At 71.8% G+C, this 15,197-nt stretch carries 14 protein-coding genes; 9 read left to right on the forward strand and 5 right to left on the reverse strand.

Going from position 1 to position 15,197, the window contains the following annotated elements; genetic code table 11:
- Positions 1–147: 147 nt before the first annotated feature.
- From FBY35_RS32525 to FBY35_RS32550, 6 genes are read left to right on the forward strand one after another with little or no spacing between them, the layout of a single operon-like run.
- Positions 148–1,485 (forward strand): ATP-binding protein, encoded by a 1,338-nt coding sequence (locus FBY35_RS32525; RefSeq protein ID WP_142217503.1) that lies wholly within the window; start codon positions 148–150, stop codon positions 1,483–1,485.
- Positions 1,482–1,928: a roadblock/LC7 domain-containing protein gene (locus FBY35_RS32530; protein ID WP_142217504.1), complete on the forward strand. Its 447-nt coding sequence runs from the start codon at positions 1,482–1,484 to the stop codon at positions 1,926–1,928. Before FBY35_RS32525 ends, FBY35_RS32530 begins: the two co-directional genes overlap by 4 nt.
- Positions 1,925–2,284, forward strand: a complete 360-nt coding sequence (locus FBY35_RS32535; protein WP_142217505.1) for a DUF742 domain-containing protein — start codon at positions 1,925–1,927, stop codon at positions 2,282–2,284. Before FBY35_RS32530 ends, FBY35_RS32535 begins: the two co-directional genes overlap by 4 nt.
- Positions 2,262–2,894, forward strand: coding sequence for an ATP/GTP-binding protein (locus FBY35_RS32540; RefSeq protein WP_142217506.1), 633 nt, complete (start codon positions 2,262–2,264; stop codon positions 2,892–2,894). Before FBY35_RS32535 ends, FBY35_RS32540 begins: the two co-directional genes overlap by 23 nt.
- A complete protein-coding gene (locus FBY35_RS32545) occupies positions 2,891–4,210 on the forward strand; it encodes a cytochrome P450 (RefSeq protein ID WP_142217507.1) in 1,320 nt (439 codons plus the stop codon). Before FBY35_RS32540 ends, FBY35_RS32545 begins: the two co-directional genes overlap by 4 nt.
- A 26-nt stretch (positions 4,211–4,236) precedes the next feature.
- Entirely contained in the window at positions 4,237–5,442 is a 1,206-nt protein-coding gene (locus FBY35_RS32550; RefSeq protein WP_142218291.1) for a cytochrome P450, read from the forward strand.
- Positions 5,443–5,477: 35 nt separating this feature from the next.
- Here the strand turns inward: FBY35_RS32550 and FBY35_RS32555 are convergent, their stop codons facing one another.
- The gene (locus FBY35_RS32555) at positions 5,478–6,173 is read right to left on the reverse strand and encodes an aspartate/glutamate racemase family protein (protein ID WP_142217508.1); all 696 of its coding nucleotides are present in this window, start codon (positions 6,171–6,173) and stop codon (positions 5,478–5,480) included.
- Between the two features lie 86 nt (positions 6,174–6,259).
- Here FBY35_RS32555 and FBY35_RS32560 point away from each other — a divergent pair, with 86 nt between their 5' ends.
- Entirely contained in the window at positions 6,260–6,982 is a 723-nt protein-coding gene (locus FBY35_RS32560) for a hypothetical protein (RefSeq protein ID WP_142217509.1), read from the forward strand.
- 96 nt (positions 6,983–7,078) lie between these two features.
- On the forward strand, positions 7,079–7,945 hold the full coding sequence (locus FBY35_RS32565) for an NmrA family NAD(P)-binding protein (RefSeq protein WP_142217510.1): 867 nt from the start codon (positions 7,079–7,081) through the stop codon (positions 7,943–7,945).
- Here FBY35_RS32565 and hutI read toward each other — a convergent pair.
- The 4 genes from hutI to hutU all read right to left on the reverse strand — a co-directional run bounded on the left by hutI (position 7,924) and on the right by hutU (position 13,683).
- Positions 7,924–9,096 carry an imidazolonepropionase gene (hutI, locus tag FBY35_RS32570; RefSeq protein ID WP_142217511.1) on the reverse strand — a complete coding sequence of 391 codons (1,173 nt, stop codon included), beginning with the start codon at positions 9,094–9,096 and terminating at the stop codon, positions 7,924–7,926. The two genes, FBY35_RS32565 and hutI, sit on opposite strands and share 22 nt — an antisense overlap.
- Before the next feature lie 260 nt (positions 9,097–9,356).
- Complete coding sequence (locus tag FBY35_RS32575; RefSeq protein WP_142217512.1) at positions 9,357–10,715, reverse strand: formimidoylglutamate deiminase; 1,359 nt, start codon at positions 10,713–10,715, stop codon at positions 9,357–9,359.
- Positions 10,706–11,896, reverse strand: coding sequence for an allantoate amidohydrolase (locus FBY35_RS32580; RefSeq protein WP_142217513.1), 1,191 nt, complete (start codon positions 11,894–11,896; stop codon positions 10,706–10,708). The genes FBY35_RS32575 and FBY35_RS32580 overlap by 10 nt, the downstream gene beginning before the upstream one ends.
- A 122-nt stretch (positions 11,897–12,018) precedes the next feature.
- Positions 12,019–13,683 carry a urocanate hydratase gene (gene hutU, locus FBY35_RS32590; protein ID WP_142217515.1) on the reverse strand — a complete coding sequence of 555 codons (1,665 nt, stop codon included), beginning with the start codon at positions 13,681–13,683 and terminating at the stop codon, positions 12,019–12,021.
- Positions 13,684–13,801: 118 nt separating this feature from the next.
- Between hutU and FBY35_RS32595 the strand changes: the two genes are divergently transcribed.
- A complete protein-coding gene (locus tag FBY35_RS32595; protein WP_142217516.1) occupies positions 13,802–15,127 on the forward strand; it encodes a diaminopimelate decarboxylase in 1,326 nt (441 codons plus the stop codon).
- The last annotated feature ends 70 nt before the right edge of the window (positions 15,128–15,197 follow it).

Below are 15,197 nucleotides of genomic sequence, written 5' to 3' on the forward strand. Positions count from 1 at the left end.
GTTCGGGCATGACCTGTTGCTCATAGGATCTGACTGCTCCCGATCTCCCAGGGGAGTTCTGCGTGTCCGGGTGTCCGGGAAGGGCTCAGTCTCCGTGGTGGTGGTCAAGGTCGTGGTCTGCACACGCGTCGTGTCGAGGTCGTCGTGGTGAGCCGGCAGATACTGGCGGGCGGCTGCGTGGCCGCGGCGGTGCTGCTGCTCGCCTGGGCTCTCCTGCTGCTGCGGCAGCTGCGGGCCGAGCGGGCGCTACGGGTCCGCGAGCAGGCGCTCGCCGCCGCCCGGGGCGCCGAAGTGGCCCATCTCGCGTCCGTACGCTTGCCTGCCATCACCGAACGGGTGCGGGCGGGACAGCGACTCGACGGCGTTCCGGGGCCGCTGGTCCCCGAGGACGACACCGGCCCGGAATTCGCCCGGGCGCTGGCCGCGGTGGTCGTGGCCCTCGGCTCCGACGAGGCGGTACGCCGCGAACGGGCACTGCGGGACTCCGTGCAGGCGGCCTTCGAGTCGGTGGCCCGCACCATGCACGCGATGGCCACGGTGCAGCAGCAGGTCCTCGACCACGTCGAGCGGTCCATCGACGACTCCCGGCTCATGGCCGAGGTGATGAAGGCCGACCACGCGGCCTCGCAGATGACCCGCAAGGCCCAGACCCTGCTGGTGATGTGCGGTATCTGGCCCGCCCGCCGGGAGACCCGTCCGGTCTCCCTCTACGACTGTGTACGCGGCGCCCAGTCCCGGATCGTGGAGTTCGGGCGGATCGAGGTGCACGGCGGGCAGACGCTCTATGTGGTGCCGCCCGCGGTGGAGGGCCTGATGCACGCCATCGCCGAACTGCTGGAGAACGCCACGGTGTTCTCCCCCTCCCGCACACAGGTCGTCGTCACCATCCGGGAGGTGGGCGCGGGCGCGGTCGTCGAGATCGACGACGCGGGTCTGGGCATGCCCCCGGACGTACTCCAGCAGGCGACCGGACAGCTGCGTCAGGAACTGGACCTGGCCAAACTGGGCGCGGTGCCGCGGCTCGGACTCGCCTGCGTCGGGCGCTGGAGCCGGGAGCTCGGCTTCAATGTGGAGCTGACGGGCGCATCGGCGTACGGGGGCACGCGGGCGGTGACGTTCGTGCCGTACCGGCTGCTGACCGAGCCGCTGTCGCACTTCACGGCCTCGCCCCAGGCGCCCGCGGCGACAGCACCCGCGGAGGCGGCCGCCGAGTCCGGCGCCGAGCCCTCCCCCGACGTGCTCACGCCCGGTGCCCTGCCCCGGCGCCGCAGCCGTCGCGGCGCCGCCGTGGAGGCCGCGGCCCAGAGCGCCCTTCAGTCGGCGCCATCGGCCCCGGTTCCCGAACCCGCTTCGCCCTGGACGCCGGAGGCCGCGCGCGCGTCCATCGCCAGCGTGGTGTCCGGCTCCCGCCGCGGGCGCGCCGCCCTGGAGAACGACGAGGACGACACCGACGTATCCCACGAGCACGATGGAGGCCGGCCGTGACCGGGACCATAACCAGACTTCCCGACCTGGGCTGGATGCTGCGCCCGCTGACCGAGATCCCGGGCGTCCGCCATGCCGTCGTCGTCACCGAGGACGGGCTGCGCCTCGGGCACGCCTCGGCCGAGAACCTCTCGGGACCGGTCGCGTCGTTGAGCGTCGCCGAGGCCGAATCGCTCTCCGCGGCCTGTGCCGCGATGACCATGACCGGCCGCTCCACCGCCACGCTCCTGTTCGGCGGCGGCGCCGGGGTGCGCCAGCTGATGCTGGAGTCCGAGCACGGCTTCGTGCTGTTCACGCACGCCGGAGTCGGTGCCCATCTGGGCGTGGCCACCGACACTGAGGCCGATGTGGGCCTGGTCGCCCAGCAGATGCAGCTGCTGGTCGCCAAGATCGGCGCGCACCTGAGCAGTCAGCCACGTGATCCGGTGACTCCTTCGTCATGACGGACCGCCCGGAGGTACGGACCACATCGGCGGTCCGCCCGTATGTCATCACCGGCGGACGCTCGGACACCGGCGGCGAGCCCTTGTCCTGGGAGACGCTGGTGATGGCCACGGACGCCGCCTTTCCCGCGTCCCTCCAGCCGGAACACCACACGATCCTGTCGCACTGTCAGGGTCTGCTGTCGGTCGCCGAGGTGGCCGCCCACCTGGGTCAGCCGCCCTCGGTGGTGCAGGTGCTGCTGTCCGACCTCCTCGACTGGGGCCTGATCGTGACCCGCCCGCCCATACCGCCGGCCGAACGCGCCGATGTGACCATGCTCAGAAAGGTCCTCCATGGCCTCGAAAGCCGCCTCTGACGCCCTCGGCCGGGCATCGGGCGCCGAGACGGGACAGTCGGGAAAGTACGTCATGTCCAGCGTCGCGGGCGCGGCGAAGATCCTGGTCGTCGGCCCGCTCGGAGTCGGCAAGACCACGCTCATCGGAACGGTCTCGGAGATCAAGCCGCTCTCCACCGAGGCGGTGATGACGCAGGCGGGCGCCCGCGTCGACACCGGCGGCGAGCGGTCCAAGAAGACGACCACCGTCGCCCTGGACTTCGGCCGGATGACGCTCGACGGCGATCTGGTGCTCTATCTCTTCGGCACCCCCGGCCAGCAGCGGTTCCTGCCCGCCTGGCGGGATCTGGCCAAGGGGGCGCTGGGGGCGCTGGCCCTGATCGACACCCGCGACCTGTCGGCGTCCTTCGACGCCCTGGGCAATCTGGAGGATCTCGATCTGCCCTTCGCGGTTGCCGTGAACGTCTTCCCGGGCAGCCCCCTGCACCGTGAGGAGGAGCTGCGCACCGCACTCGACCTTCTCCCCAGCACCCCGCTGGTCTCCTGCGACGCGCGCGACGCCCGCTCCTCGGTACGGGCGCTCATCGCCCTCGTCAGCCATCTCATCCACGCAGCCACGGAGTCCTCATGAGCACGGCGCCTGCCGTTCCCCCGCGCCCGCCCGCCGCTCCCCCACACTCGCCCGCGGGCCGATGCCCGGTCGCGACCCCGCTCTACGGACCCGATCTCGACGGCGACGCCATGCCCGCGCTGTACGAGGAACTGCGCCGCGAACACGGCCCGGTGGCCCCCGTGACCATCGCGCCCGGCATCGAGGCATGGCTCGTACTCGGCCACCGCGAACTGCTCCGGCTGACCCGCGAGGAGCAGGACTTCTCGCACGACCCGCGGCGCTGGACCCTGCTGCGCGAGGGCCGGGTCCCCGCCGACTCGCCGATCCTGCCGATGGTCGGCTGGCGGCCCGCGCTGCTGTTCACCGACGGTCAGCAGCACCGCCGTATGCGGGCCGCCGTGTCCGACGCGCTCGCCAGGATCAACGGGCACGAGCTGCGCCGCAGCGTACGAGCCACGGCCGAGCGGCTGATCGCGTCCTTCGCCGGACGGCACGAGGCCGATCTGGTGCCGCACTACGCACGCAAGCTTCCGATGATGGTCATCACCGGGCTGCTCGGTCTGGACGAGCGGACCGGCCAGCAGCTGGTGCAGGCGATCGCGGGCATGGTCGCCGCCAACGCCGACTCGGTCAACGCGGCCCGGCGCATGGGCGTGATCCTCGGGGCGCTGATCGAGGAGAAGCGCCGGACACCGGGCAATGACGTCACATCGGCGCTGCTGCACCATCCGGCAGCGCTCACCGACGAGGAAGTGCTGCACAACCTGGTGGTGATGTTCGTGGCGGGGAACCAGACCACCGTGAACTGGATCGCCACCACCCTGCGGATCCTGCTCTGCGACCCGGCGTTCCGGTCCTCGCTGACCGGCGGGCACCTCAGCGTGGACGACGCGCTCGATCTCGTACTGTGGCGCTTCCCGCCCACGCAGAACTTCCCGGCGCGCTACGCCACCCGCGATCTGACCTTCGCCGGACAGGAGATCCGCGCCGGGGACATGCTGCTCCTGGGCCTGGCGGGGGCCAACCAGGACCCCGGGATCCTGCCCCCGGACGGGGTTCCGGTGACCGGCAACCGCTCGCATCTGGCCTTCGGCGCGGGCCCGCACACCTGCCCGGCGCAGGACCCGGCCCGGCTGATCACCCGTACCGCCGTGGACACCATCCGGCACCGGCTGCCCGATCTGGAACTCGCGGTGCCGGAGAGCGAGCTCGCCTGGGTCAAGTCGCCCTGGAGCAAGGGACTCGCGGCGCTTCCGGTGCGTTTCACGGATCCGCAGCTGCGGCCCGTACCGCCGGGCCCATCGTCCATCTCGCAGTCAGGAGAGCCCAGTTGACCACCTCGAACGAGACCCCGCACCGGATGGACCCGGCCGGCGGCTGCCCGCACGCGGACAATGCCCGCCTCCTCGCCCGGGGCGCGGTCGCGTCCGTCGTGCTCCCCGGTGATGTACCGGGCATGGCGGTGCTCGGCCACGACGCGCTCAAGGAGTTCCTCGCCCACCCCGATGTCGCCAAGGGGGCGGGGCACTTCACCGCGCTGTGCGAGGGCGAGATACCCGACGGCTGGCCGCTGAAGACCTTCGCGACCGTGCAGGGCATGACGACCGCCGACGACGCGGACCACCGGCGGCTGCGTTCGCTGGTGAGCAAGGCGTTCACGGCGCGCCGGGTCGAGGAACTGCGCCCCCGGATCGAGACGGTGACGGCGCAACTTCTCGACGGCCTGGACGAGGCGGCACGGGCGGGTGACGGCGTCGCCGACCTGCGCAGGCACTTCGCGATGCCGCTGCCGATGGGCGTGATCTGCGAACTCCTGGGGGTCGACGCCGAGCACCAGGACCGGCTGCACCATCTGTCGAACCAGGTGGTGAGCACTTCCATCGGGCCCGAGGAGGCGGTGGCCGCGAACCGCGAGCTGGTGGCCGTGCTCGGGACGGTCGCCGCGACCCGTATGCAGAGCCCCGGCGACGATCTGACCAGCGCGCTGATCGCGGCCCGCGACGAGGACGGAGACCGGCTCAGCCAGCACGAGCTCATCGGCACCCTGCTGCTGATGATCATCGCCGGGCACGAGACGACGCTGAACCTCATCACCAACGCGGTGCGCGCCCTGTGCGCGCACCGGGACCAGTTGGAGCTCGTGCAGTCCGGCAAGGCAACCTGGTCGGACGTGGTCGAGGAGACACTGCGCTGGGACAGCCCGGTCAGCTTCTTCCCGTTCCGCTACCCGACACGGGACCTCACGCTGGACGGCACGGTGATCCCCAAGGGCACGCCGGTGCTTGCCGGTTACTCCGCCGCCGGCCGCGACACCTCGGCGCACGGCCCGGACGCGGACCGCTTCGACATCACCAGAAGCGGCGGCGCCCGGCATCTGTCGCTGGGCCACGGGCCGCACTACTGCCTGGGCTCACCGCTGGCGCGGATGGAGGCGACGATCGCGCTGGAGCGGCTGTTCACGCGCTTCCCCGGGCTGGGCCTGGCGGTCCCGGAGCCGGAACTGCCGCGGCACGCGAGCTTTGTGGGCAACAGCGTGCAGGAACTGCCGGTACGCCCGCGGGTTTGACCCGGCTGTTCTGCGACTGTTCTGGGCGGGCAGCGTCAGCGCCCGCCCAGGGCGGCGTCCACCGCCGCCTCGACATGCAGGCGGGTCGTCGGGAAGACCGGCACGGGGCTGTCCTTCTGCCCGATCAGCAACTCGATCTCGGTGCACCCGAGCACGACGCCTTCCGCCCCGGCCGCGACGAGCTGTGCGATGACGTCCTGGTAGGCGGCGCGGGACTCCTCCCGTACGACACCGAGACACAGCTCGTCGTAAATCACCCGGTGCACCAGCGCACGCCCCTCGGCGTCCGGCGTGAGCACATCGAGCCCGTGTGAGGCGAGCCGGTCGCGGTAGAAGTCCTGCTCCATGGTGAACGCGGTCCCGAGCAGCCCCACGCGCCCGATCCCCTGCGCCCGTACGGCATCCGCGGTGGCGTCCGCGAGATGCAGCAGCGGTACGGAGACGGCGGCCTCCACCTGGCCCGCCACCTTGTGCATGGTGTTCGTGCAGATCAGCAGCAGATCCGCGCCGGCGGCCCGGAGCCCGCGGGCGGCTTCCGCGAGGATTTCACCGGCGCGGTCCCAGTCACCCGCGACCTGGAGCTCCTCGATCTCGGCGAAGTCGACGGAATGGAGGACACATTTGGCCGAGTGCAGCCCGCCGAGACGCTCGCGTACGAGCTCATTGAGCAGCCGGTAGTACTCCGCGCTGGATTCCCAGCTCATGCCGCCGATCAGCCCGATGGTCTTCATCGGTCCACTGTGCCACGCCGTGCCGACTCGGCCATGAGTGAGAAAATGAGGCAAATAACCCTTCTCGGGCTCCCCTGGGAGGCAACATGATGGCGTCGTCGCAGATCGCAGAACCCGTCCAGCCCGCCCAGCACAGAGACCTGTGGCCCGGGATCGCCGGTCTGGGGGCGGGAGCCCTGCTGATCGCCGGGTATGTGCTGTGGTCGATGACCCCCGACGTCACGGGGACGGGCGCACTCAGGAGAGTTGTGCTCTGGTATCTGAACGAGGACAACCAGGACCAGTCGGAAGCCCTGGCACTGATCCTGCTCGCGGCAGGCCTGCTGTTCCTGTTCTTCCTGGTCGCGCTGTCGAGGCTGGCCGGGAACCGCTCGCATCTGGTGATGGTGGGCGGCACGGTCTTCACGGCGTTCCTGCTGGTCGGCGCCCTCGCCGGAAATATTTTCGCGATCACGGTGCGCAACACCGACGTGTTCCCCGTGCTGCCGGAGACCTCGCTCATCGCGATCCTGCTCCTGAATACGGCCTACGGCGCGATCATCGCGTCGATGGTGGGTGCGGCGGTGATGCTGTTCGCGGTCTGGCGCGCTGCCCAGGAGACCCACGCGATCCCGGCATGGCTCGGCTGGGCCGGCCTCGTGGTGGCGGTGCTGTCGCTGGCGGGCCCGTGGAGCGCGTGGCTGACACCGATTCTGCTGGCGGCGTGGGTGCTGGCGGCGAGCGTGGTCCTGATCCTCAACGCCCGGGCGGCGAGGGAGGAAGGCGCGGCGCTGAACCCGCAGCCACTGCCGCCGCAGCCCGAGCGTTAGCCTCGGTCCCGGGGACGGATCCCGGGTAACAACCGCGGGCGCGGCGGTATCCACGACTCGGGCCTGCCCGGCCGGGCAGTACGAGAGGACGCTCGCATGCCTCCAGTCATCGCGGTCACCGGCGCCAGCGGCCACCTCGGCAGCCGGGTCGCCCACCGGCTCGCCGAGCAGGGAGCGGCGCCCCGGCTGCTCGTACGGGATCCGGCGCGGGTGCCGCCGATCGTCGGGACCACCGTCGCACCGCACGCCGCGTACGGGGACAGTGAGGCGATGCGGCAGGCCTGCGACGGCTCCCAGACGCTGTTCCTCGTCTCTGCGCGCGAGAGCGCCGACCGCGTGCGGGAGCACACCACCGCCGTCGACGCGGCCGTGGCAGCGGGTGTCGAGCGGATCGTGTACGTGTCCTTCACCGGGGCCGCCGCGGACGCGACGTTCACCTTCGCCCGCGACCACTGGCACACGGAGGAGCACATCCGCGCGACCGGACTCGCGTACACCTTCCTGCGCGACAGCCTCTACTGCGCCGCCCTGCCCGCGCTGGCCGGAGCCGACGGGGTGATCCGCGGACCGGCGGGCAACGGGCAGGTCTCGGCCGTCGCACACGACGACGTCGCGGACGCGGCCGCCGCCGTGCTGCTTGGCCACGGCCACGACGGGGCGACGTACGACATCACCGGGCCCCACGCACTCTCGCTCGACGAGGTCGCCGCCGAGCTGAGCAGATTCAGCGGACGCACGGTCACCTATGTGCCCGAGACGCGCGAGGAGGCCTACGCGTCACGGGCCGGGTACGGCGCCGAGCCGTGGGAAGTGGCGGGCTGGGTCTCCTCCTACGAGGCGATCGCGACGGGCGAGATGTCCGCGGTCTCCAACGCGGTACGGAGGCTGACCGGCCACCCGGCGCGCTCCTTCGCCGACTTCCTCCAGGAGCACCCGGGCACCTACAGGCACCTCTTGCCCTGACGCCACACGTCCGAGACGAGCGGCACGCCCGGCCGGTAGGCCAGATGCACATGGCTCGGCGCGTTCAGGAACACGAGGTCCGCGCGGGCCCCGGGCGTGATGCGGCCGACGTCCGTACGCCGCAGGGCAGCCGCGCCGCCCGCCGTCGCCGACCAGACCGCCTCGTCCGGGGTCATCCCCATGTCCCGTACGGCCAGGGCGATACAGAACGGGACGGAGGAGGTGAAGGACGAGCCCGGGTTGCAGTCCGTCGACAGCGCCACCGTCACACCCGCGTCCAGAAGACGGCGGGCGTCGGGCCACTCGGCGCGCGTCGAGAACTCCGCGCCGGGCAGGAGCGTGGCGACGGTCGCGCTGTTGGCGAGAGCGTCGACGTCCGCGTCCGTGAGGTGGGTGCAGTGGTCGGCGCTGGCGGCGTCCAACTCGACAGCGAGCTGGACACCGGGGCCGTAACCCAGCTGGTTGGCGTGGACGCGCGGGTGCAGGCCCTTCGCCCTGCCCGCCGTGAGGATCGCGCGGGCCTGGTCGCCGTCGAAGGCGCCCTTCTCGCAGAAGACATCGACCCAACGGGCGTACGGGGCACAGGCGTCGAGCATCTCGCCGGTGACCAGGGCGACGTAGGCCGCCGGGTCGTCGGCGTAGTCGGGCGGGACGATATGCGCGCCGAGATAGGTGACCTCGTCGGTGTGCTGCGCGGCGATCCGCAGGGAGCGGGCCTCGTCCTCGACGGTGAGCCCGTAACCGGACTTGGTCTCGAACGTGGTCGTGCCCTGCCGGAGGGCCTCCGCCAGGTACTTCGCGACGTTGGCGCTCAGCTCCTCGTCACTGGCGGCGCGCGTCGCGGCGACGGTGGTACGGATGCCGCCGGCGGAGTAGGCACGGCCGGACATCCGGGCGTTGAACTCCTGGGTCCGGTCACCCGCGAAAACGAGATGCGAGTGCGAGTCGACGAACCCGGGAATCACGGCGCGTCCGTGGGCGTCGACGGCCTGATCGGCGGCGGGCGCGTCCGCGGCGGGCCCCACCCAGGCGATGCGGGTGCCGTCGATGACGAGGGCGGCGTCGGGGAGGAGGCCGAGGGGGGTGTGGTCGCCGATCGCGGGGTCGTTGGTGACGAGGGAGGCGATGTTGGTGACGAGGGTGGTGGTCATGGGGTCACTCCGAGGGGGGCGGGGGCGGTGGGTGCGGGGCGCCTGCGGCGGGCTTCCCCCTACCCGCCCCTTCCCGTAACTGGGGGCAAGCCCCCAGACCCCGTACGGCCTTCGGCCGTGTCCTCAATCGCCGGACGGGCTTGATTTTCCGCCGGTCGGCCTGAACCCTCAGGCCGACCGGCGGAAAATCAGCCCCGCCTGCGTTTGAGGCGCGGGGTCTGGGGCGGAGCCCCAGTTACGGGAAGGGGCGGGGTGGGGGCTCAGCCGCGCAGCGCCGCTATCGACGAAGCCAGGGCCCCCGGGACGTCCGGGACAAGGGCATGCGCGCCGTCCCGGACCACATGACGGCCACCCACAACCGTATGCCTCACATCCGCCGCCGTCCCCGCGAACACCACCGCCTCCGCCGCGAGCCGCGGAACCGGACCCGTCGTGCGGACCGTGTCCAGCGCCACCGTCGTGAAGTCCGCGAGCGCGCCGGGCTCGATGCGGCCCGCGTCCGGGCGGCCGAGCGCGGTGTGGCCGTCCGAGGTGGCCGCGCGGAGCAGGGCCGCCGCCGTCCAGTGGCCGCGGGTCCGCGTGCGCAGGCGTTCGTCGAGTTCCATCGCGCGGGCCTCTTCGAGGAGGTCGATGACCGCGTGGCTGTCGCTGCCCAGCGAGAGCGGCGAACCCGCCCGCTGAAGCGCGGCCGCGGGGCCGATGCCGTCCGCGAGGTCGCGTTCCGTCGTCGGGCACATGCACGTGCCCGTCGTCGTACCGCCGAGGAGCGCGATGTCCTCGTCCGTCAGGTGCGTGTTGTGGACGCCGGTCGTACGCGGGCCCAGTACGCCGTGGTCCGCGAGCAGGCGCGTGGGCGTGCGGCCGTGGGCCGCCCGGCACGCGTCGTTCTCGGCCGTCTGCTCGGAGAGGTGGACGTGAAGGGGCGCGTTCCTGGACGACGCCCATTGCGCGACGGTCGACAGCTGGTCCGCGGGGACGGCCCGTACGGAGTGGATCGCCGCCCCGATCAGCGCGTGTTCGCTGTCCTTGAGGGCTGAGGCACGCTCGGCCCACGCATCCGCCGTGCCGTCACTGAAGCGCAGCTGGTGCTGGTTGGGTGCCTCGCCGAAGCCGGCTGACAGATACGCCGTGTCCAGCAGCGTGATCCGGATGCCCGCGTCCGCCGCCGCCGCGATCAGCGCCTCGCCCATCGCGTTGGGGTCGGCGTACGCGGCTCCCCCGGGCGCGTGGTGCAGGTAGTGGAACTCCCCCACCGCCGTGATCCCCGCCAGCGCCATCTCCGCGTACACGGCTCTGGCGAGCGAGAAGTACGACTCGGGTGTCAGCCGGGACGCCACCTGGTACATGACCTCGCGCCAGGTCCAGAAGGTCCCGGAGCCCACCTGCACGGTCCCCCGCAGGGCCCGGTGGAAGGCGTGCGAGTGCGCGTTCGCCAGGCCGGGGATCGTCAGTCCCCGCAGCACCGTCGCGCCCTGCGGGGGCGCGTCGACGCCCGTACGTACGGCCGCGATCCGGCCGTCCGACCCCGCGGCGGAGCCGCTCACGGACACAGTCAGCGCGACTCCCGGCTCGACACCCGTCTCCAGCCGGGCGTGTTCCGCCCAGTACGTCACCTGCACGCCAGGCCCTCCAGTACGTCGGCGAGTGCGAGCACACCGGCCACGCAGTCGTCCTCGGCGGCGAACTCCGCCGGGGAGTGCGAGACGCCGGTGGGGTTGCGTACGAACAGCATGGCCGTCGGGATCGATCCGGACAAAATACCCGCATCATGGCCCGCGCCGGTGCCGAGCACGGGGATCGCACCGCCGAGGATCTTGTTCATCTCGTCGCGCAGGGCGTGCTCGAACTCGATCACGGGGGTGAAGGACTCCCGTACGACCGTCAGGTCGACGCCGTCCCGCTCGGCCCGTTCCCTTGCGGCCTGTTCGATCACGGCGACGACCGTGTCCAGCGTGGACTGGTCGGCGGCGCGCGAGTCCAGCCAGCCGCGGACGAGGGAGGGGATCGCGTTGACGCCGTTCGGCTCGACCGAGATCTTGCCGAAGGTGGCGACCGCGCCCGCGAGTTCGGCCTCGCGGCGGGCGGCGAGCACGGTCTCCGCGTACGTCAGCATCGGGTCGCGGCGGTCGACGAGGCGCGTCGTCCCGGCATGGTTGGCCTCGCCGTGGAAGTCGAACCGCCAGCGGCCGTGCGGCCAGATCGCGGACGCGATGCCGACCCGGTCGCCGGACAGGTCGAGCGCCCGGCCCTGCTCGACGTGGAGCTCGACGAACGCGCCGATGCGGGAGAGGCGTTCGGGGTCGGGACCGATGGCGGAGGGGTCATAGCCGGCCGCCTCCATGGCCTGCGGCAGGGTGATGCCCTCGCCGTCCCGCAGTCGGTGGGCGGCCTCGGGTGTCAGCTGCCCGGAGGCGAGCCGGGAGCCGACGCAGGCGAGCCCGAAGCGGGCGCCCTCTTCGTCACCGAAGTTCGTGATGGCGAGGGGGCGCGTGAACTCCGCGCCCCTGCCACGCAGTTCGTCGAGCGCGGCGAAGGAGGAGACAACGCCGAGGGGACCGTCGAAGGCGCCGCCGTCGGGAACGGAGTCGAGGTGCGACCCGGTGACGACGGCGTCGCCGGCGGTGGGATCGCCCAGCCAGGCCCACTGGTTGCCGTTGCGGTCGACTTCGTGGGCGAGACCGCGGGATTCGGCCTGCGCCCGGAACCAGGCACGGCAGTCGGTGTCGGCGGCGGTCCAGGCGTAGCGGCGGTAGCCGCGGGTGGTGGCGTCGCGCCCGATGCCCGCGAGGTCGCGCCACATCTCGTGGAACGAGCTTTCCCCCGGCGAAAGGTCCGCCCCCGCCGGGGCGTCGCCGCCCGGCGCGGACGGGCTGTTCGGACCGGGCTTCGGGGCGGAGCCACGGTCACGGGACGTCTCCTCGGTCACGCCGGCCCGCCCTCCCGCATCGGCACGCGGACCCCACGCTCGTCGGCGACGTTCTCCGCGATGTCGTACCCCGCGTCGACATGCCGGATGACACCCATCCCCGGGTCGTTCGTCAGAACCCGGCGGATCTTCTCGCCCGCCAGCTTCGTGCCGTCCGCCACCGAGACCTGGCCCGCGTGGATCGAGCGGCCCATACCGACGCCGCCGCCGTGGTGGATGGAGACCCACGACGCACCGGACGCCACGTTCACCATGGCGTTCAGCAGCGGCCAGTCCGCGATCGCGTCGGATCCGTCCAGCATCGCCTCGGTCTCGCGGTACGGGGACGCCACCGAGCCGCAGTCCAGGTGGTCGCGGCCGATCGCCAGCGGGGCCGCCAGTTCGCCGGACGCCACCATGTCGTTGAAGCGCTCACCGGCGCGGTCCCGCTCGCCGTAGCCGAGCCAGCAGATTCGCGCCGGAAGGCCCTGGAAGTGGACCCTTTCGCCGGCCATCTTGATCCAGCGGTGCAGGGACTCGTTCTCGGGGAACAGCTCCAGCATGGCCTTGTCGGTCTTGTGGATGTCCGAGGCCTCACCCGAGAGCGCCGCCCAGCGGAACGGGCCCTTGCCCTCGCAGAACAGCGGCCGGATGTAGGCGGGCACAAAGCCGGGGAAGGCGAACGCCCGGTCATAACCGGCCAGTTGTGCCTCGCCACGGATCGAGTTCCCGTAGTCGAAGACCTCCGCGCCCGCGTCCATGAAGCCGACCATCGCCTCCACGTGGCGCGCCATCGACTCTCGTGCGCGCTGCGTGAAGTCCGCGGGCTTCTCCGCCGCATAGGAGGCCATGTCGTCGAAGTCGACGCCGACCGGCAGGTACGAGAGCGGGTCGTGGGCCGAGGTCTGGTCGGTCACGATGTCGATCGGCGCGCCTTCGGCGAGCATCCGCGGCAGCAGCTCCGCCGCATTGCCGAGGAGGCCGATGGAGAGCGGCTTGCGGGCGTCACGCGCCTCGACGGCCAGCTGGAGCGCGTGCTCCAGGGAGCCCGCGCGCACGTCCAGGTAGCGGTGCTCGATACGGCGCTCGATCGCGCGCGGGTCGACGTCGATGCAGATCGCGACGCCGTCGTTCATGGTCACGGCGAGCGGCTGCGCGCCGCCCATGCCGCCGAGGCCGGCGGTCAGCGTGATCGTCCCGGCGAGGGTGCCGCCGAACTTCTTCGCGGCGACGGCGGCGAAGGTCTCGTAGGTGCCCTGGAGGATGCCCTGCGTGCCGATGTAGATCCAGGACCCGGCTGTCATCTGGCCGTACATGGTGAGGCCGAGGGCCTCCAGGCGCCGGAACTCCTCCCAGTTCGCCCAGTCGCCGACCAGGTTGGAGTTGGCGATGAGCACGCGCGGCGCCCACTCGTGGGTCTGCATCACGCCGACGGGACGGCCGGACTGGACGAGCATCGTCTCGTCCTGCTTCAGCGTCCGCAGCGTGCGCACCATCGCGTCGAAGGAGCGCCAGTCACGGGCGGCCTTGCCCGTGCCGCCGTAGACGACGAGCTTGTCGGGGTGCTCGGCGACCTCGGGGTCGAGGTTGTTCTGGAGCATGCGGAGGGCGGCTTCCTGCTGCCATCCCAGGGCGCTCAGTTCCGTACCGCGCGGTGCCCGTACGGGGCGGGGTCCTGACATGGCAATGCCTCCTCGCGAGTGCGACCATCACTGTTGGCTATTCTATTCACATCCTGCTGGTCTGAATAGTCTTAGTCAACAGCTGCGGCGCCGCCTCCCGGATGATTGGCTTGCAAACATGGCTTTCGACCGGCGGGATCAGGCCGTACGAGCAGCGGTGGAGCAGGGTCTTCTGTGCGAGGAGCAGCCCGTCGCGGCCCTTCTCGACGTGACCGGCATCCGAGCGTCCGCCACCGCACTGCGGGACGCCTTCGCCGCGGTCACCGATGCGCCCGTGCTGCACGCCTTCGCCGTGAAGGCCGCGCCTCTCGTCCCCGTCCTGGCCCTGCTGCGCGACGAGGGCATCGGCGCGGAGGTCGCGAGCCCGGGCGAGCTGGCGCTGGCCGGGGCGGCAGGCGTACGCCCCGACCGCACCGTCCTCGACTCCCCCGCCAAGACCCCCGCCGAACTGCGCGAGGCGCTGGAGCTGGGCATCGCCGTCAACGCCGACAATCCGCAGGAGCTGGCGCGGATCGACGCCCTCGTCGGGGCATCGCCGACCCGCTCCCCGCTCGGACTGCGGGTGAATCCTCAGATCGGCGGCGGTGCGATCGAGGCCCTGTCCACGGCCACGGCGACCTCGAAATTCGGTGTCGCGCTGCGCGACGAGGGCGCCCGTGACTGGGTCGTGCGTGCGTATCTCGACCGCCCCTGGCTGACCCGGCTGCACACCCACTCCGGCTCGCAGGGCATGCCCACGGCCCTCATGACCCGGGCCATCGGCACGGTGTACGAGCTCGCCGAGGAGATCAACACCGCGGCCGGGCGGCAGCAGATCGACACCGTCGACATCGGCGGCGGCCTGCCCGTCAACTTCGCGTCCGACGAGCAGACGCCGACCTTCGCCGCGTACGCCCGGCTGCTGAAGGAGCAGGTGCCGGGCCTGCTGGACGGCCGCTACGGCCTGGTCACCGAGTTCGGCCGCTCCCTGCTCGCCAAGCACGGCACACTCCTCGCCCGCGTCGAGTACGCCAAGACGGCGGGCGGGCGCCCCATCGCGGTGACCCACGCGGGCGTCCAGGTCGCCACCCGTACCGTCTACGACCCGGCCTCCTGGCCGCTGCGCATCGCCGCGTACGACGCCAAGGGCCGGCCCAAGACCGGTGCCGCCGTCGTGCAGAACATCGCGGGGCCCGCCTGCTTCGCGGGAGACCTGCTCGCCGAGGCCCGTCCGGTGCCGCTGCTGGAGCCGGGCGATGTGATCGCGACGCTGGACACGGGCGCGTACTACTTCTCGAACCACTACGGCTACAACAGCCTCCCGAGGCCCGGGATCTACGGCTTCACCAGCGGCGCGGAGGGCGAGGGGCCGACGCGGTTCGCGACCGTTCGGGCGCCGCAGAGCCCGGCCGAGATCGTCACCGAGTCGGGCGGCGGGCAGCCGGACGCACTGCTCAGCTCCTGAGCCGCAGGCAAGCACGCACCTGAGCACCGGACCCTACCGGGACAGGGGCATGTTCCAACGGATAATGCCC

It is taken from the genome of Streptomyces sp. SLBN-118 (genome assembly GCF_006715635.1).
Taxonomy (GTDB): domain Bacteria; phylum Actinomycetota; class Actinomycetes; order Streptomycetales; family Streptomycetaceae; genus Streptomyces.